Source organism: Aristophania sp. ESL1142 (assembly GCF_058107345.1).
Map to the genome: position 1 here is coordinate 1,120,421 of NZ_JBYLUH010000001.1, position 18,600 is coordinate 1,139,020.

Here is an 18,600-nt window from a genome sequence, read left to right on the forward strand (position 1 = left end):
TTGTAGTTTTTATGTAGGTGCAAGTAAATACTTAAAGTTTTTTATTTGTATATATTTTATAAAAAACAATATATCTTAATTTATATTGAAATAATTATCTTTTATTATAATGTTATTTTGTTTTTTGTACCTCTCATATTTGTGATTGTAAGGATGGGGTTGTTACTTTTTTAAGAGAATAGTAAAATAATCGCCCTATTTTTTAATATTAATTTTCAAATTGCAGTTTTCAGGAGGGAGTTACACAATGAGGTTACCTGAGGTTTTACATCATCGTTATGCGACAAAATCTTATGACAGTACCAGAACGATTCCTGCAGATCTGTTTGATGAGCTGATGGAAAGTTTACGTCTCTGTCCCTCTTCAGTGAATTGTCAGCCTTGGCATTTTATCGTAGCTGATGATGAAAAAGGCAAAGCGCGTATTGGTAAATCGACAGAAACTGCCTTCAGAACAAACCATACAAAAATCATGGATGCTTCTCATACGGTTGTTTTATGTGCCCGTACGTCTCTGCCTGATTCATACCTTGAGGAAGTGCTTGAACAGGAGCAGAAAGATGGGCGCTACCCCAATGATGAAGGGCGCGAACTGACGCATAAAATCAGAAGCGGTTTTGTAAAACTGCACCAGCAATATGGCAGTGTCTCTGCATGGAGCCAGAAGCAGCTCTATATTGCCTTGGGCAGCCTTCTGCTTTCAGCTGGTTTTCTGGGTATTGATGCAACCCCGATCGAAGGGTTTGATGCTGAAATTTTTAACGAGGAATTTGGCCTTAAAGAAAAAGATATGACAGCCTGTGTTATTGTCACGCTGGGCTATCGGGACGAGCAAGATTTCAATGCAACGCTGCCAAAGTCACGTTTCCCTGCGGAGAAACTTTTTTCACGCGCCTGATGAAAAGGGCTTGGTGACTTATAAATTCCGTTCTTCTGCTCTCTGAGGCATGACATGGGGGAGAAGGATGGATGGCCCGCCTAGCTAGTCTAGTCATTTTTATAATCACAGATCAGATTGCATGGGATAGAAGTTTTTTTTGTTCAAGATTGTTGCAATTGAGATTGATTCTCATTTACTGTGAGGTGATCACCATTGTGAGGAGTCGTCTCATGAATGTTTTTCTGGTGCCTGAATCTGTTCCATTATCTTCGCGTTTCTATACTGGCCTGACTTATGACGAAAGACTGGCTTTATGGGCAGTGCGCCATCTTTTTGGCCCGTCCATCTTGCATAAGAGAGGATATTTTTCTCTTAGGGCTTTTTTTGGACGTGAGATTGAGCCGGTTCTTTCATTGGCAGCGACTATTTATGTTACCGGAGTGAATGCTCTTTCTTCGACAATATGCAATAAAGAGGAACTTGATCTTCTGGCTCAGTTAGAGAAAGAGCAGAATGAACTGCTTCCGACGTACCCTCAGACGAAAAAAGACCTTATTATAAAACAGCTTAGCGCAGTTCTGGCCGGTCATGGATGTTGGCTGCCCCATCATTATCTTGAGGAAGAGAGCCCTTCGTTTTTATTGGCGGCGGAATAATGAATAGATCCCCTTTATATAAGGGAGGACGCCTGGTCCTATATTATGCATGGTTCTTGCAGGGTTCATTAAAAAGAAAATTGGAATTCTCTGAGCGTCATAAGGCTAGTATATTGGTGTGATCAAAATTATTTCAGCTTGCTAGAAGAGTATAGTTTCCCTTCAGATGAGTCTTTTTGCCTGAATCTTAATGATGTTGGGCAGGAACAAGGAGCATCATTATTAAAGATCTTGTGAGATCTGATATCATGACCCGTTTTGCTCTAAAAAACTCCTTTATTTTATGCCTGTTTTATAGGCAATAATCTGGTAGATTTCTTGACAGCTATTTTCTACCGCAATAACAATAACTTCCAACAAGAGTGTTCCCCGCCCACGCGGGGATGAACCGAGACCAGTTTGCAATCAGGATTAGGAATCTTCGTGTTCCCCGCCCACGCGGGGATGAACCGATGAAGTTATTCAGAACACTAAAATCGCCCCTGTGTTCCCCGCCCACGCGGGGATGAACCGAACACCACGGGCATAAACATCAGATTGTAATTGTGTTCCCCGCCCACGCGGGGATGAACCGATACGTCTTCAACAGAGCGGCAGATATCAACAGTGTTCCCCGCCCACGCGGGGATGAACCGTCTGTTCAGCATTTGCAAACGGCAATGAAACAGTGTTCCCCGCCCACGCGGGGATGAACCGCCGCTGCTCAGCGCTGAGGCGGAATTAAAAAAGTGTTCCCCGCCCACGCGGGGATGAACCGGGAAATCACCTGTTACATCGCGTTTCAGTATGGTGTTCCCCGCCCACGCGGGGATGAACCCTCATCTAATAGGGCCAGAGCCGTATCTGCTGCGTGTTCCCCCATGCGGGGATAGAGGCGCAGCATCAGAAAAAAGACGCCAGCATGATACATGGAAGGGTCAGCATATTTGTCGCTGCAGAAATCGGGGTCAGAATGGCCTCGTCGATACTATAGTCGCCGAAGGTGTCATGGCACCAGGCAAACCACCAGTCGCTAAATTGGCAAGTGTCCATGCTTCGTGTTTCTTATCGCTGTCAATATTTTCTGCTCATGCGAGGATAATCCAGTGCTCTTAGGGGTATTTATAGATGGAAGAGTCATTTCCGTTCGAGGAGGGTAATTATTATTGGGCCGCGATGGCGTGTCTGCCCCCTTCATTAAATGAGCTATCTTAACGTAGATTAAAAAGCCTTTGCTTTGGGGATTTCCCTGATATGGGTCGTATAGCGGGGCGAGCGCATAGCGGCTTTGGCGGCCCAGACTGGATGAGGGGTAATAGAGGAGGGGCGGACTGTGCCACGCCCATAGCGCGCGTTGAGATGGTCGAGTGATCTCATGAGCAGCTGTCTCTTTTCGTCATTATGCCCGTTGTTGAACAGGCTGTTTCGGCTGGATGTTTTGGTTAGGTCGTCCAGCAGAATACCTGCCTTATTGTAACGGTACCCGTGTTTCCAGATGGGTTTTGCAAGCCTTATGGCTTCGGCAATGAGTGCTGATGTGTCATTCGTTGGTTCAATTGCTGCGCCTCTCTGGTTTGCGTAATAGGGGTCTTTATTATGGCGATTGGTCTGGATAAAGACAGAGAGATAGCCTGCCCGTAAATTTTCATGACGCAGTTTTTCAGCGGCTCTTGTGGCATAGGCGGCAATGGCTTCACGCATTTCTTTCCATTCAGTAATGGCTTTTCCAAATGATTTTGATGTCGTGATGGATTTTTTATGGGGAGACGTATCTTTTAATTCAGTACATGAAATACCGCACAGTTCAAGCTGGATCTTCTTGCCTATATTGGAGAGTAATTTCTGAACAGTGGCAGAAGGTAATGACAGAAAATCAGCAATGGTGAAGATATTTCGGGCGTTTAATTTGGCGCAATTTCTGCGCCCTAACCCCCATACTTCTTTTATTTCCAGTAACTTAAACCATTCTGCGCGTATTTTCTCATCTGTCAGGTCGCAGATACCCTTTAGATAAGGATTTTTCTTGGCAAGGTCATTGGCCAGTTTGGCCAGGGTTTTTGTAGGTCCCCACCCGATACAGGTTGGGATTTTCGTTATGGCGAAAATATCATCCCTGACTGAGCGACATAATTCATGGAGGTTTTCAATTCCGCTTAGGTCGAGAAACATTTCATCGATACTGTAAGGTTCCACCCGTGGCAGGCGTTCACATAGGCCGAGAAAAACCCGCCGCGACATATCGCCATAAAGTACATAATTGCTGGAAAACCATCTCACATCTGATAATTCAGGCCGGTTTCGGCAAAGGTGATAAGGTTCTCCCATTTTTATGCCGAGGGTTTTTGCTTCTGCAGAGCGGGAAATGGAACAGCTGTCATTATTACTCAGTACAACGACAGCTTTATCGCGCAGCTCTGGCGCAAATGTCTTTTCGCAGGAACAATAGAAATTATTGCCATCTATTAACCCAAAAATCGGCTTCATAAATGCTCACGGACAAGGCTGCGTACAACACCCCAGATGGAAGCATTTTCCACCCCTGTCAGGCAGATGGGCTGATTGGCCCCTGAAGGAGAGACTAAAAACCACTCTTCCTTAATCTGCCTGACTTCACCGACAAGAAAATCATCATTGACACTGGCGACAACCACATCACCTGAACGCGGTCGTGCATCTGTTTCGATAACGAGTATGTCGCCATGCTGGATATGCCTGTATGAAAGATTATCTCCTTCAACACGCATCAGATACCGGCTTGGTTTACGGAGTTCCAGCGTATCTGACAAATCTATCGTGTTTTCAATATAATCCTGGGCGGGGGAGGCGAAACCCGTCGTGTTGTCGCCTTGATAGTCGTGATCTGGAATTTCGTCTTTCATTTGAATTGGAGATGGGGGTGTAGTGGCGAAATATCAACCATCATTAAGTGTTATTGGTGGGTTTTTATAGCTCCTGTTTCCTTGTCAAATGCTGTCTTTCTGACTGTAAAGTGCCTGATTTCTCCATAGGATATGTTGTAATGTAAACAGAATATTAAGAATATTTAGGCATAACTCCTCCTTAACGGAGGGTTATGATGAAAGTGATCTGGACACTTCTCATGTTTTTGATTTTGAGTGGTTCAGGGTTTTATACGTATGCGGCCCCTTCGTATCTTTCATGTTCCCGCTTTTTTCTTAAGAAGACCGCACCTTCTGTCGGAAAGATTCTATGTAATGAGGGTTATGCTGTCGGTTATGACGTTAAGGATAAAATCCCGCTCTGGTCAGCCGAGCTTTTGACTGAGGAAGGCATTCAGGCAGCACAGAAGCTTCATGAAAGAGGGCATTTCTATAGCGATGACCGCCTCCTTTTTTCACAACAATCAGGGCGGCTTGATTATAAAAACAGTGATTACGTGCGTGGTCATATGACGCCTTCGGGTGATATGGACGATAAAATCACGAGGGGGCAGAGTTTTTTATATTCCAATATTGTACCGCAGGATGCGGCTATGAATTCAGGTCCGTGGAACCAGATCGAACAGGCGACCCGGCAGGAAGCACTGAATGACGGAATGGTTTATGTCGTTACAGGTCCGGTTTTTATGCGGAATGGGCCACGAACTGGCCCTGATAAGGTCGCTGTACCGGTAGCTTTGTTTAAAGTTGTTTATGATATGATGGACGAAAAAATTACGGCCATTCTTTGCCAGAACAAAACCCCGGCACATTGTCGTCTGATAAATATGGTTGCGTTAATGAAACTGACAGGTTTCTCTCCAATGCCGGCTGTGAGTGATCAGGCTGCGCCTTTGGAGATCAGAGGCTGGACCAGAATTATTGCTCATACAGCCAAAAGTACTGCTTATCCTGCCTATCAGCAGTGATGGAAGAGTGATGGAAGATGGAGAGGGGGAAGGCGCTGTTCTTTGCCCTTCTGAAATGCTCCAAATATTAATGGGACGTATGATGGGAGGAAAGCCGCCTCATTTTCATGTTAGTTTTGTAAAAATCCTTGCCATCGTTTTTTTATCTTTTAAATAGAGGGTGTTAATGAGGGTAATGAATATAAAGAACACAGGTGTAAAGAGAGAGAAAGATTGAACCATCAGATTTATACGGTAACAGAAGGATTAGAACTTCAATGTGGGCAGAAAATTGCTCCGCTCGATATAGCTTACCAGACTTATGGAACACTTTCTCCCAATCGTGATAATGCCATCCTTCTCTGTCATGCTTTAACAGGCGATCAGTATGTCGCCCAGACACATCCGGTAACAGGTAAACCGGGGTGGTGGACGCGTATGGTTGGGCCGGGCCTTCCGATAGATACAAACCATTTTTTTGTGATTTGTAGTAATGTACTCGGAGGCTGTATGGGTACGACTGGCCCACTTTCACGCCGTAGTGATACAGGTGAACCCTGGGGGCCAGACTTTCCGACAATTACCATGCAGGATATTACGGCAGCCCAGGCCAAGCTCATTGATCATTTTGGGATTCAACGTCTATTTGCTGTGATAGGCGGCTCTATGGGGGGGATGCAGGTGCTCTCATGGGCAGCTTTACATCCTGAGCGTGTTTTTGCAGCAATGCCGATTGCGACGGCTACCTATCAATCAGCCCAGAATATTGCCTTTAACGAAGTCAGTCGTCAGGCGATCTTTGCTGACCCAGACTGGCATGATGGACATTATAGAGAGTTTGGCGTGGTGCCTGCGCGGGGGCTTGGGGTTGCACGAATGATGGCGCATATCACTTATTTGTCTGAAAAGGCTTTGAGCCGTAAATTTGGCCGTCGCATAAGAGAGGGCACGGTCCCGCGTCAGCCGGAAGGAATGCCGCTTCTTTTTAAAGGCATGTTTGAGGTTGAGAGTTATTTAAGGCATCAGGGTTCAAGTTTTGTGCAGCGTTTTGACGCAAATGCATATCTCGCAATTTCAAGGGCGATGGATTATTTTGATCTGGCAGAGGACTATAATGGCGACCTGGCAGAGGCATTTCGCCGTTCTCCTACAAGGTTTTGTGTTGTGTCATTTAGCTCTGACTGGCTTTTCCCAACGTCTCAGTCGCGTACTTTAGTAAGGGCGTTAACACGGGCAGGGGCCAATGTTTCTTTCGTTGAGATTGAGAGCGATAAGGGACATGATGCTTTTTTGCTGGATGAACCTGATTTTGACCGGACAATGAAAGGGTTTCTGAAAGGAGCGGCTGATCATGCTGGCCTTTCATATGATGTCGTGCAGGGAGGTGCCGGTCATGCGGGTTGATCAGAAGCTCATTGCAGATATGATTCCTGATCGTAGTCGTGTCCTTGATGTTGGGAGTGGGGACGGGCAGTTAATCGATTATCTGTTTCATGAAAAGAAATGTGAGGCTCAGGGGATCGAGATTGATATGCGTTCGGTGACGCGTTCAGTGGCTCACGGATTACCTGTTATGCAAGGTGATGCCGACCATGATCTAGCAGATTATCCGGCCAATACGTTTGATTATGTTGTTTTACAACGTACTTTGCAGGCGGTTGAACATCCCAGAGAGGTTTTAAAACAGCTTCTCAGGATCGGGCGTTATGCAATTGTTTCTTTCCCGAATTTCGGTCACTGGCGTTTGCGTTGGCAGCTTTTGCGTACAGGTCGTATGCCTATGACACCTGTATGGAATACACCATGGTATATTACCCCCAATATCCATCCCTGTACGATTTATGATTTTATTGCTTTATGTGAAGCAGAGAATTATAAAATCGAGAAATGGTTTGCTGTTAAGGAAGATGGGCGTGCAGCTTTTTTGAGTCGTTCCCTTTCTATGGCAAATTTATTTGGTGAGCAGGCGCTTTTCTTGCTGAAGAAAGCGTGATGACAGTTCATGATTTTTACCAAAAAATTATTTATTTTCAAATAATTAAGGGCGCTGTGTTATATATTATAAAAAATTAATTCTCTAAATTGTCTTGAAGTCCCGCTTAAATAGGACTAAATCAGTTCTAATTAGATACCATTAATAGCGTTGCTGCCTGTAAGTCTGACAACGCATCCAGGGAGTAATTATGACGGATTTTGAATCGCTTGGTCTTGCTGAGCCAATTTTAAAAGCTTTGGAGGAACAGGGTTATCAAATTCCGACTCCTATTCAGGCAGAGGCTATTCCACATCTTCTTAAGGGACGAGATCTTCTCGGCCTGGCTCAGACAGGGACGGGGAAGACGGCCGCTTTCGCTCTTCCAATCCTTAATCATATTCTTGCGAATCCGAAACGGTTGAGACCGTATGAAGTTCGTGCGCTTGTCCTAGCGCCAACGCGGGAACTGGCCTCTCAGATCGGTGATAATTTTGCACAATATGGCCGGTATATGGGTCTTCGCCATGCTGTTATTTTCGGAGGGGTCGGTCAGAGCCGCCAGGTTGAGGCCCTCAAAAAAGGGGTTGATGTTCTGGTCGCAGCACCTGGTCGGCTGCTTGATCTTGTATCACAAGGGTTTATAGATCTTTCCAATACTGAATTTGTAGTGCTTGATGAAGCGGACCGTATGTTGGATATGGGCTTTATTCACGATATCCGCAAAGTCATTAATATTCTGCCCAATCAGCGCCAGACGCATTTATTCTCAGCTACAATGCCGTCCTCTATTGAGGAGTTAGCGCATTCACTTCTGAAAGATCCTGTTCTCGTGCAGGTAACACCTGAATCAAGCACGGTCGATCGGATCCGTCAGGCGGTGTTGTTTGTTGATGGGGGGAAGAAAAAAGAAGCACTTCTCATGTTGGTTGATAATGACCGGGTGGAACGGGCTGTTGTCTTTACCCTCATGAAGCATGAAGCCAATAAAGTCGCTGATTACCTTAATGATAACGGGATCGCAGCAGCGGCAATTCATGGGAATAAGTCCCAGGGTGCTCGTGAGCGTGCCATGAGTGGGTTCCGTGATGGGAGTGTCAAAGTACTGGTCGCAACGGATATTGCGGCTCGCGGTATTGATGTTGATGAGGTTTCTCACGTTTTTAATTATGATCTGCCGAATATTCCTGAATCTTACGTTCATAGAATTGGGCGCACTGCGCGTGCAGGCCGTGAAGGATGGGCTATTACCCTTTGTGAGGCAGAGCAGAGAGCGTGGCTACATGATATTGAACGCCGGATTGGTAAGAATGTCCCGGCTATAACGAACCACCCCTATCATTCAGAGGAGGCTCGTTTATCGACAATGCGTCCTCCTGTATTGGGTGGAGGGCGCAGACAGCAGGGACGTCGTTCAGACAGAGGCGCTGCTGGAAGAGGGCAAGGGTCAAGACGCCCGGAAAAGTCACCTTCTCATGGAGCAAGAAGGAAATTTTCACGCTAGAGATGACTGTGCTATAGTCAATCTGCATCTTTTGGAAGATGCAGATTGATAAAGGACAGGAGCGTTTCATGAATCATCTTGTAAAGCCAGCTTCCTTGATCTGGGGAGATGGTCCAGTAAAGTTTGATATTTTTATTGAGCCTACTTGTCCTTATTGTGTGCGGACAGTTAATAAAATCATGCCTCTTCTTGCACTTGTTGGGGAAAAGGCAATAAAGCTGGAAATATATCTTCATTCCCAGCCATGGCATTTGTTTTCGGCCATTGTGAATCGCGCCATTCTGGCGGCTCTGACATTGAAGAATGGTAGGGAGCAGGCGTGGAAAGTTATAAAAGCGGTGGGTGATCATCGGGAGGAATTTGAATTTACACATCATTCCTCTGGCCCGAATATGGATATAACGCCACGCCAAATTCTTGAGAAACTTGAGGGATATAGCGGTGTTGCCTTACAAAAAGCTTTTGAACTGGATGAGGTTACGAAAGCTGTAAAACGTCATGCAAGATTTTCCCGGCAGAATGGTATCCACGTTTCCCCGACCTTTATGGTGAATGGCCTGATAGATGACCGTTTTAGTAGTGGAGAAGATATTGAACAATGGGTTGAACGGCTGGTGTTATAGGGTTTAAGTAAGTAATGACATAAAGAAAATATTTTATTTACACAGGAGAGTATATATCATGTTTTGTGTCAAAAAATATGATATCGTAAAGAAATGAATATAATTCCTGTTGTTGTGACATTTGACCGGACATATTTTATTCCTGGTCTTGTTACAATTAAATCTCTGATTGATAATATCTCTGATAAAACACGTATAGAGATATTCGTTTTTCATAATGATCTTTCTTTTTTTCTTATATCTGTCGCTGAAAAAGTGATTTTATCATATGGCTGTATGGTGTCATTTATAAATCTTTCACATGCGCTTGATCATGTTAATTGTAAAGAGGGCGTTTCTTTAGAGTTATATTATCCTCTTTTTGTTCCTCAGTATTTTAAAAATTATGATAAAGCTATTAAACTCGACGCTGATGTCCTTGTTCGTGATGATATTTTAAAAATGATTGATGCCCTGCCAGAGGATAAAAAAATTGGCGCTGTTCGTTGTGTATTTCGTCAATATATAAAATATGGTGATTTTGGAGGCTTTAGAAAAACCACCTCAAAGATAGGTATTCGTAATATTGATAATTATTTTAATGGCGGGGTTGTTGTTTTTAATAATCATCTTATTACCGACCAGGAGCGCTCGGAGTGTATAAATCTTATTGAACGCCACTGGCACTCAAATGAGGAAATGATTCTGAATTATGTTTTTCAGGATTCACTCTATCTTTATTCTTTAAGATGGAATTTTCAGATAGAGCTTGAATGTGAGGGGTCTTCCTCTTTCTCTGAGTTTATCAGAGAGGATATAGATGGAAGCCGTTCTGATATAGCTATTTGTCATTTTATGGGGTCAGCCAAACCCTGGCGCGACTTTCCTTTTACAGAATGGGCAGGTCCATTTATTAAAGAGTATCGTTCCATTACGAAGCATGTATTGCATGATATCGAACGGTTGGCAGCTCCTGTTCTATGTGGAGCAATGTGGAAAAAGATGGAGAAACTGTAAAGACTGATCCGTACGAACTTGTATTTTTAATGTTGTATACGTTAATTTTACAACACGTTACTATATAAAAATTCACATAGAATATTGTTACCTGTTTCAGGTTTGCCTATTTCGTGAATGTAAATTAAGAAAAATTTCTGGGTGTATGAAATATGGTGATGGGTATGGAATAGACCCATATTGATTTAGGGAGATATTGTCGTGGATGTTACGCCGATAGTTGTAGCTTTTGACCGCACCTTTTTTATCCCGGGGCTGGTTACCGTTAAGTCTTTAATTGATCATATTTCAGACAAATCTCGTATAGAAATATTTGTTTTTCATAACAATTTGGCTCCAATACTTATAGTCCTAGCAGAACGAATGATCTTATCATATGGATGTAAGGTCAATTTTATAGATCTTTCGCATGCTCTTGATGGAGTTAGCTGCCAGGAAGGTGTGGCTAAAGAGATATACTACTCTCTTTTTATTCCAAAGTATTTTAAAGATTATAATAAAGCGGTTAAGCTTGATGTAGATATGCTTATACGAGACGATATTCTGGAAATCATTGATGGATTGCCTGATGATAAAAAAGTTGGTGCTGTAAGGTGTATTTATAGACACTATACTAAATACGGTGATTTTGGTAATTTTAGATTGTATGCAGCTCAAAATGGCATCCGTAATGTCGATAATTACTTTAATGGAGGCGTGATTGTTTTTAATAATTTGCTAATTACAGATCAGGAACGTGAAGAATGCATCAACCTTATAGAACGACAATGGAGTTCAAAGGACGAGATGATTCTGAATTATGTTTTTCAGGATTCACTCTATCTTTACTCTTTAAGGTGGAATTTCCAGATTGAGCTTGAACGTGAACCATCATCACTTTTTTCTGAGATGATTAGAGAGGATATGGATAAAAGTCGTTCCGATATGGCTGTGTGTCATTTTATGGGATATTCGAAACCTTGGAATCATTTTATCTTTACTAAGGAAAGTCAAATTTATCTTGAGGAATATAAGCACGTCACAAAACAGGTTTTAAGCGCTATCCCAGCTATAGCAGCAGAACTCGTATGTGGTCCCATGTGGAAAAAGATGGAGGAGCTTTAATGTTATCTGATTTTTGTTGGGCATAATGAAAAACAGAATGAGATAAGTGGTAATGAAATTCTGTATTGTTGGAGCTGGTTTTAGTGGTGCTGTTTTAGCCAGGCATCTTTCAAAGGCAGGGCATGAGGTTTCTTTGATTGATGAGCGTCCTCATCTGGCTGGTAATTGTTATACGTCACGTGATAGAAATACCAATATTATGGTCCATCATTATGGGCCTCATATTTTTCATACAGCACATAAAAAAGTATGGGATTATGTTCAGGAATTTGGAAGATTTAGGCCTTATATCAATAGGGTTAAGGCGGTTTCTCGGGGGAGGGTCTATACGCTCCCGGTAAATCTTTTGACAATTAACCAATTTTTCAAAACAAATATGAGACCTGAAGAGGCAGAGAGTTTTATTAGAAGTAAGGCGGATAATTCAATCGTCAATCCTGCCAATTTTGAGGAACAGGCGCTATCACTAATTGGTCGGGAGCTTTATGAGGCCTTTTTCAAGGGATATACACGTAAACAGTGGGGAATGAATCCGGTTGATCTGCCAGCCTCTATTCTGAAGAGACTACCTGTCAGATTTAACTATGATGATAATTATTTCAGTCATCCTTATCAGGGTATTCCTGAAAATGGTTATGGTGATGTCATCCAGAATATAATTTCTGATTCGGCTATAAAATTATATCTCGATACTTCGTTCGAAAACTATAAAATAGATAATGCCTTTGATCATGTTTTTTATACGGGTCCTATAGATCGTTTCTTTAATTTCTCACGTGGTAGGTTGGGTTATAGAACACTGGATTTTAAGCGTTTTGAAAGTAAAGGGGATTATCAAGGTACGGCAGTCATAAATTACTGTGATGAGAATGTTCCTTATACGCGTATTGCTGAACATAAGCATTTCACTCCATGGGAACTTCCTTCATTGAATAAGACGGTTTATTTCCGTGAATATAGTCGTTTAGCGGGCGAAGGGGATACGCCTTATTATCCTATCCGACTTGCAACTCAAACAAAAATGCTCAAGGACTATATTTCATTAGCTAATCAAACGAGAAATGTTTCGTTTTTGGGACGTCTAGGTACATACAGATACCTGGATATGGATATTACAATCCTTGAAGCATTAAATGTGTGTAGGGTCGTTGATGAAAGATTGGAAGCCGGAGGAGTGATACCCTCATTTTTCGTAGATATGGACGTCAATGATTGCATATAATTATCACTCTAAGGAACAAAGACTTATGTATTTTTTAATGAAATAATGATTAACCAGTATTGTGAGTATAGAATGGCTTGACAGCTGAATTGGTTAATAATATTAATATTGCAAATAAAATTATAACCCTGATACATCATAAATAAAATCAGGTAAGAATCAAAAAATTACCAAGTCTTATTATATTATTTTGTAATGGATGGGTGCCACTTGAACGCAGACGAAGATTTTTTTTTGAAACTGGTTTTGTTGCTCCAGAAAGTGAACTCTGACACTGCGTCTTCTCTTGAGGCGCACTTTGGAGAGTTGATCCGGTCAAGCGTTCTTCCTTCGGTTCAAAAACTTGAAAATAGGCTTAATGAAATAGAGAATAAGCTTGCAATAGAGATTTTTGGCCTGCGTGCTACGGAAAATTTGGCAGTTCGGCGTTCAATGCCGGTCGGACGTAGAATAAGATGCGTTTTCCTGGTTCACGCTATAGAAAGTTTTGACGCTTATTTTGATCTCTGGAAGGCCATGACAGAAGATGTGCGCTTTGAGCCACTCGTCATTTCAATTAATCGTCGTTTTCCGGGGGATAAGAGTTACAGTGGCGAAGCAGTAACAAGTGCAGGGCTTGACCAGCTGGGAGTCTCGCATATCCGTCTTGGAATGGAGTCTTCGTTTATTGGTCTTGATATTTTGCGTGCACTGAACCCTGATGTGATATTTCGTCAATCACAATGGGAGTTTGACGTTCCTGAATTTTTTCGGACACAATATATTAATTTTGCGCGCTTGTGTTCTGTTCCTTATGGTATGTCGATTGTTGCCCGTTTTAATCCAGAGGATAATAGTATAGGCGGGGTAAGTGAAAACTCTTTTGACCAGTATTGGCACCGCATGTCATGGCGTGTTTTTTGTGAAACAGAGCAAACGCGCGATTATTTTGTTCAGTTCCGGCACTCTGATCCGAATAAATTTATAGTTAGTGGTTACCCGAAGCTTGCTCGTCTTCTCGCTGCCCGGGATGAGCCTGAAAAATGGCCATTTCCTATTGAAAAAAAACGTAATTTTCGTGTGATATGGGCTCCCCATTTTTCAGTCGGAACGAATTGGCTCGGATTTGGCACTTTTGATTCGGTTTGCATTGATTTTCTCCGCTATGCATCTGAGCATAGTGATGTGGATTTTGTCCTGAAACCTCACCCAGCGCTATTTGCATCTGTGGTGGATAATGGTGTTATGACGCAAGATGAACTGAAGCTTTTCCTCGAAAAGTGGAATAATTTACCTAATTGTGTGGTTGAGTTAGGGACTTATGCTCATCTTTTTGCAGCATCGGATATGATGGTCACAGATGGTCTTTCATTTCTCACCGAATACCCGATTTTTGAAAAACCTTTAGTTTTTATTGACAGCCACAAACATGTGCCAATGAATGCGCTCGGCGACGCTGCTCTTGCTGCGGCTCATCATGTGCGGGATTTTTCTGGGGTGGGGAGCGCGATTGAATATTATGCCTCGGGTGGAAAATGGTTGTTGGATGCAGAGCGGAACGCATTGATCAATATTCTTTTCCCGCGAAAGAAATCAGCAGTTGATATTATTCTCGATGAAATTGCTGAAGGTATCTGCTCTGATAATGTTGGTGTATTATGAGTCGGTTTGTAAATAAAAAAATTAGCTTAGATCAAAAGAAAATTTCAGATTTCTTTGAAGGGCGTGCACGGAAATTCGATCCTGATCATCCTCTTACTTCTGTTATGTACCAGGATTCTCATCCAGAAATAGCGGTGAAACGTGATGTGCTTGAAAAAGCCCGAATTGAACCGTTATTGCGTTTAACGGGGAAAGAGCGAGTTCTTGATATAGGATGCGGGATAGGTCGCTGGGCGGAGGCCATTAAAAATAATATAGCAGTCTATCATGGCGTAGATGCTAGCTTATCTCTCATAGAAATTGCTCGTAAGAGGTGTATTCAGTCAAATATTTTCTTTCACTCTATCGGTGCTGAAGATATTACTGATGACTGGTTCACTTGCTATGGACCATTTGATAGAGTAATTCTGTCAGGTATTCTGATTTATCTTGATGATCTGCAAGTTAGCGAGTTGTTAGCTGTTATTGCCCGCCGCTTATTAGTAGGAGGGTTAGTTTATATACGTGAGCCAATGGGGGTTGAGAGACGTCTGACGCTTTCTGATCATTGGTCTGAGGAATTATCGGCTGATTATAACGCTATTTATCGTTCGCGTAAGGAAATTAGTGAAAGCCTAGAAAAAGCTTTTACTGGTCTGGGAGTAAATATAAGTGGTCCAGAGCCACTTTTTGATGAAAGTGATTTAAATAATCGTATTGATACGCGCCAGTATTTTTGTTTCGTTGAGAAAATTTCATGACAGTTCTTCCTGCAAAATCAACATCTTTTTGCTTTGATCTTGATGGAACTATTACTCGGAAAGAGCTATTGCCATTGATTGCAGCTGAGTTGGGGCTTGAGCAAGAGATGCAATTATTAACGCGTCTTAGCATGGATGGTGTTATCCCATTTGAAGACAGCTTTCGGTTGCGTTTTGCCATTTTACGTTCAGCGCGTATTGATTATATCCATCACGTTGTTTCAAATATTGCTATAGATTCTGATATTGAATCTTTTATTAAAGCAAATAGTGAGCGTTGCTTTGTTGTTACGGGAAATTTAGATATTTGGATTGAGCCTCTTATCAAAAGATTGGGCTGTAAATTTTATACCTCTACAAGCCGTGTAGATCGTAATGGTAAAATTGAGCTTGTCGATGTCATGCGTAAAAATACACCTACATTGGAGCTTAAAAAGCGCTTTAGTCGCGTAGTTGGTATTGGTGATGGATATAATGATATACCAATGTTTGATGTGGCCGATATCGGGATTGCATTTAATGGTATCCATTCTAGTCCAAATGAATTGATAGCTATGGCCGATTATGTTGCATTAAGCGGGAGTGGATTGTGTCGATTATTAAACACGCTGTAATAGCGGCTGCTGGATTGGGGTCTCGTTTGGGTCACGGACAACCTAAATGTCTTGAATGTTTTGATGGTATAAGCGTTATAGAACATTTGTTGTCATTGCTTGCTGATGTCGCTGATGTGAGAGTAGTGGTCGGCTTTATGGAAACAGAAGTTATTCAAGAAATAGCACGGGTGCGTCCTGATGTTATTGTGGTAAGAAATCCTGGATTTCGCACTACGACGACTCTCCATAGTTACGCTATGGGTGCGAAAGGTCTTCATGGTGATTGTTTATTTATGGATGCAGACCTGCTTATCGTACCAGAAACTTTTCGGAATTTTATTAAAGAATGTCAGACCGGGAAGCCTCGTTTAGCATTAACGAAAGCCAAGACTAATGATGCTGTTTTTGTTGATCTTAATGAGGGAAATGTCGTTGGATTTAAACGTAATCCCCCTACTAAATGGGAGTGGGCAAATATCTCTTGGTTACCGGTTAAGATATTTGATGATATTGGCAATACAGCGGTGTATGAACATTTGAGAAGCTATTTACCCATTTCGTATGGGTTTGTAGATAGTTGGGAAATTGATACAAAGGAGGACTTTGATAGGGCAACCCAGATGAGGCATTTGTGTATTTTAAACAAGTGATGTTTTTATTCTAATTTAATTATGTCTGCCTTTGATTTGTTCTCTATGAAAGTTATTTCATACATTTTGTAGAGAATAGATATAGAAAAAGTAGAACATCTGTAAAGGGCAATGGCGGAGAGGGTGGGATTCGAACCCACGGTACGCTATTAACGTACGGCGGTTTTCAAGACCGCTGCCTTCAACCACTCGGCCACCTCTCCTTAACTCGCTCGGAGTGAAACTGCATAAACCCGAAAATGAAGGCCGCGTCAAGTGGTTATTAAGGCTTGACCCAAAAGAATTCTCTTATTAGAAGAAAAAAAGTTTTCGGACACGTCACTCCGCGAGGGTTCGCGCAGTGGCGCGTTTGTTGTGCAGTAAAGGTTAAATCGTGTTCGAGCAACTTTCCAGCAGAATGTCCCGCGTTTTTGAAGGTCTTTCCAGAGGAGGAAAACTTTCAGAGGCTGATGTCGCGGAAGCTATGCGTGAAGTCCGTCTGGCTATGCTGGAGGCAGACGTTGCCTTGCCAGTCGTTCGTTCCTTTGTTGCTAATGTTAAAGAAAAAGCCGTTGGGGAACAAGTCCTCGAAGGCGTGTCTCCCGGTCAGGCTGTTGCCAAGATTGTTAATGATGCTCTCATTGAGGCACTAGGCGGCGCAGGCGCCGTTCCTCTCAACCTGGCTGCGTCTGCGCCTGTCCCCCTGCTTATGGTGGGTTTGCAGGGTGCTGGTAAGACGACGACGGCCGGAAAGCTTGCTCTGCGTCTTGCAGGGCGTGATCGCAAGAAAGTTCTTCTGGCAAGTTTGGACGTGCAGCGTCCTGCGGCCCAGCTTCAGCTCCAGCAGCTTGCTCAGCAGGCAGCTGCCCTGACAGAGGGGCGTGTTGTTTCCCTTTCAATCGTAGCAGGCCAGCAACCCGTCGAGATTGCGCGTCGCGCTTTGGATACAGCTAAGCGCGAAGGTTTTGACGTCGTTATTCTGGATACGGCAGGGCGTCTGGCAATTGATGAAGCCTTGATGAACGAAGTGCGCCAGGTCCGCGATGTCGCGAACCCGGCGGATACGCTTCTGGTTGTTGATGCCATGACTGGTCAGGATGCTGTTAATACGGCGCAGGCCTTTAAGGATCAGGTCGGGATCACAGGCGTAGTTATGAGCCGTATGGATGGTGATGCCCGCGGTGGTGCAGCCCTTTCCATGAAGGCGGTTACGGGCGCTCCAATCAAATTTACAGGTTCTGGTGAAAAGCTGGATGCGCTGGAGGAATTTTATCCTGAGCGTGTTGCGGGGCGTATTCTTGGCCTCGGTGATATTGCCGGATTGGTTGAAAAAGCCTCGGAACAGCTGGATCAGGAAGAAGGCGAGCGTGTTGCCAAGAAGATGCTTGCCGGCAAGTTTGATCTTGATGATTATGTCTCGCAGATCAATCAGATCAGCCGTCTTGGTTCAATTTCAGGAATTCTGGGTATGTTGCCCGGGATGGGGAAATTGAAAGAGAAGCTTGAGGGAAAAAATATCGATACGTCGATTTTTAACCGTCATAAAGCCATCATCTCTTCAATGACCCCTGAGGAACGCAAAACGCCAGGTATCATCAAGGCCTCGCGTAAAAAGCGTATAGCTGCTGGTTCTGGCACGACTGTGCCGGAGATTAACCGGTTGCTCAAGCAGTTTGATGAGATGTCCACTATGATGAAGCGCATTAGCAAGATGGGCCTTTCAGGCCTGATGCGCAACATAGGGGGTGCTGGCGGACTGGGGAATCTTATGAAAGGGATGGGGGCACAAGGTGGTCGTCCTCCTTTTTAGTGAGAACTAGGCAGAGCCGTTAGTGAAGTAAGTTTATTGTTAGTCAGGAGTCATTATGAGTCTAAAAATTAGATTAGCCCGTGCCGGGGCAAAAAAACGTCCTTATTACCACATTGTTGTGGCTGACAGCCGCAGCCCACGTGATGGCCGTTTTATCGAGAAAGTTGGCGCTTATAACCCAATGCTTCCTTCCGAGCATGCTGATCGCGTAAAGCTGAATGATGAGCGTATTAAACATTGGCTCTCACAGGGTGCGCAGGCGACAGATCGCGTAGCTCGTTTCCTCGGTAATGCTGGTCTGGCACCAAAATTTACTTATAATGAGCAGCCCAAGAAGTCCGCTCCTGGCAAAAAAGCTCAGGAACGTGCAGCAGCCGCTGCCGCTGGGGAAGCTGCGTAAA

General features: G+C 43.4%; 18 protein-coding genes, 1 tRNA gene and 1 CRISPR repeat array. Of the genes, 16 read left to right on the forward strand and 3 right to left on the reverse strand.

Annotated features, from left to right (window positions below; all coding sequences use genetic code 11):
• The first annotated feature begins 247 nt into the window (after positions 1-247).
• Entirely contained in the window at positions 248-898 is a 651-nt protein-coding gene (gene nfsB / locus AC3B6P_RS05265) for an oxygen-insensitive NAD(P)H nitroreductase (RefSeq protein WP_489805056.1), read from the forward strand.
• 212 nt (positions 899-1,110) lie between these two features.
• Positions 1,111-1,536: a hypothetical protein gene (locus AC3B6P_RS05270; RefSeq protein ID WP_489805057.1), complete on the forward strand. Its 426-nt coding sequence runs from the start codon at positions 1,111-1,113 to the stop codon at positions 1,534-1,536.
• A 362-nt stretch (positions 1,537-1,898) separates the two neighbouring features.
• Positions 1,899-2,355: direct repeats of the CRISPR family, unit length 30 nt; unit sequence GTGTTCCCCGCCCACGCGGGGATGAACCGA.
• Between the two features lie 381 nt (positions 2,356-2,736).
• On the opposite strand, the gene AC3B6P_RS05275 is transcribed toward AC3B6P_RS05270, so the two are convergent.
• Both AC3B6P_RS05275 and AC3B6P_RS05280 read right to left on the reverse strand, forming a co-directional pair.
• Positions 2,737-3,999, reverse strand: a complete 1,263-nt coding sequence (locus AC3B6P_RS05275) for a Y-family DNA polymerase (protein ID WP_489805058.1) — start codon at positions 3,997-3,999, stop codon at positions 2,737-2,739.
• Positions 3,996-4,394 (reverse strand): LexA family protein, encoded by a 399-nt coding sequence (locus tag AC3B6P_RS05280; protein ID WP_489805059.1) that lies wholly within the window; start codon positions 4,392-4,394, stop codon positions 3,996-3,998. Before AC3B6P_RS05280 ends, AC3B6P_RS05275 begins: the two co-directional genes overlap by 4 nt.
• Before the next feature lie 194 nt (positions 4,395-4,588).
• On the opposite strand from AC3B6P_RS05280, the gene AC3B6P_RS05285 reads away from it, so the two are divergent.
• The 12 genes from AC3B6P_RS05285 to AC3B6P_RS05340 all read left to right on the forward strand — a co-directional run bounded on the left by AC3B6P_RS05285 (position 4,589) and on the right by AC3B6P_RS05340 (position 16,410).
• Positions 4,589-5,383, forward strand: a complete 795-nt coding sequence (locus AC3B6P_RS05285; RefSeq protein WP_489805060.1) for a DNA/RNA non-specific endonuclease — start codon at positions 4,589-4,591, stop codon at positions 5,381-5,383.
• A 213-nt stretch (positions 5,384-5,596) separates the two neighbouring features.
• Complete coding sequence (metX, locus tag AC3B6P_RS05290) at positions 5,597-6,766, forward strand: homoserine O-acetyltransferase MetX (protein ID WP_489805061.1); 1,170 nt, start codon at positions 5,597-5,599, stop codon at positions 6,764-6,766.
• On the forward strand, positions 6,756-7,355 hold the full coding sequence (gene metW, locus AC3B6P_RS05295; protein ID WP_489805062.1) for a methionine biosynthesis protein MetW: 600 nt from the start codon (positions 6,756-6,758) through the stop codon (positions 7,353-7,355). Before metX ends, metW begins: the two co-directional genes overlap by 11 nt.
• A 190-nt stretch (positions 7,356-7,545) precedes the next feature.
• Positions 7,546-8,838 (forward strand): DEAD/DEAH box helicase, encoded by a 1,293-nt coding sequence (locus AC3B6P_RS05300; RefSeq protein ID WP_489805063.1) that lies wholly within the window; start codon positions 7,546-7,548, stop codon positions 8,836-8,838.
• A gap of 68 nt (positions 8,839-8,906) precedes the next feature.
• A complete protein-coding gene (locus AC3B6P_RS05305) occupies positions 8,907-9,461 on the forward strand; it encodes a DsbA family protein (RefSeq protein WP_489805064.1) in 555 nt (184 codons plus the stop codon).
• A gap of 93 nt (positions 9,462-9,554) precedes the next feature.
• Positions 9,555-10,457 carry a glycosyltransferase family 8 protein gene (locus AC3B6P_RS05310; RefSeq protein WP_489805065.1) on the forward strand — a complete coding sequence of 301 codons (903 nt, stop codon included), beginning with the start codon at positions 9,555-9,557 and terminating at the stop codon, positions 10,455-10,457.
• Between the two features lie 201 nt (positions 10,458-10,658).
• The gene (locus AC3B6P_RS05315) at positions 10,659-11,561 is read left to right on the forward strand and encodes a glycosyltransferase family 8 protein (RefSeq protein ID WP_489805066.1); all 903 of its coding nucleotides are present in this window, start codon (positions 10,659-10,661) and stop codon (positions 11,559-11,561) included.
• Positions 11,562-11,613: 52 nt separating this feature from the next.
• Positions 11,614-12,783 carry a UDP-galactopyranose mutase gene (gene glf, locus AC3B6P_RS05320; protein WP_489805067.1) on the forward strand — a complete coding sequence of 390 codons (1,170 nt, stop codon included), beginning with the start codon at positions 11,614-11,616 and terminating at the stop codon, positions 12,781-12,783.
• Between the two features lie 234 nt (positions 12,784-13,017).
• The gene (locus tag AC3B6P_RS05325; protein ID WP_489805068.1) at positions 13,018-14,424 is read left to right on the forward strand and encodes a hypothetical protein; all 1,407 of its coding nucleotides are present in this window, start codon (positions 13,018-13,020) and stop codon (positions 14,422-14,424) included.
• The gene (locus tag AC3B6P_RS05330) at positions 14,421-15,164 is read left to right on the forward strand and encodes a class I SAM-dependent methyltransferase (protein WP_489805069.1); all 744 of its coding nucleotides are present in this window, start codon (positions 14,421-14,423) and stop codon (positions 15,162-15,164) included. Before AC3B6P_RS05325 ends, AC3B6P_RS05330 begins: the two co-directional genes overlap by 4 nt.
• The gene (locus AC3B6P_RS05335) at positions 15,161-15,778 is read left to right on the forward strand and encodes an HAD-IB family phosphatase (RefSeq protein ID WP_489805070.1); all 618 of its coding nucleotides are present in this window, start codon (positions 15,161-15,163) and stop codon (positions 15,776-15,778) included. Before AC3B6P_RS05330 ends, AC3B6P_RS05335 begins: the two co-directional genes overlap by 4 nt.
• Positions 15,754-16,410 (forward strand): NTP transferase domain-containing protein, encoded by a 657-nt coding sequence (locus AC3B6P_RS05340; RefSeq protein WP_489805071.1) that lies wholly within the window; start codon positions 15,754-15,756, stop codon positions 16,408-16,410. The genes AC3B6P_RS05335 and AC3B6P_RS05340 overlap by 25 nt, the downstream gene beginning before the upstream one ends.
• A 112-nt stretch (positions 16,411-16,522) precedes the next feature.
• On the opposite strand, the gene AC3B6P_RS05345 is transcribed toward AC3B6P_RS05340, so the two are convergent.
• Positions 16,523-16,613 (reverse strand) — tRNA-Ser (locus AC3B6P_RS05345).
• A 170-nt stretch (positions 16,614-16,783) separates the two neighbouring features.
• Here AC3B6P_RS05345 and ffh point away from each other — a divergent pair.
• Together ffh and rpsP are read left to right on the forward strand one after the other, a co-directional pair.
• Positions 16,784-18,199: a signal recognition particle protein gene (gene ffh, locus AC3B6P_RS05350; protein WP_489805072.1), complete on the forward strand. Its 1,416-nt coding sequence runs from the start codon at positions 16,784-16,786 to the stop codon at positions 18,197-18,199.
• Positions 18,200-18,254: 55 nt separating this feature from the next.
• Complete coding sequence (rpsP, locus tag AC3B6P_RS05355) at positions 18,255-18,599, forward strand: 30S ribosomal protein S16 (protein WP_489805073.1); 345 nt, start codon at positions 18,255-18,257, stop codon at positions 18,597-18,599.
• The last annotated feature ends 1 nt before the right edge of the window (position 18,600 follow it).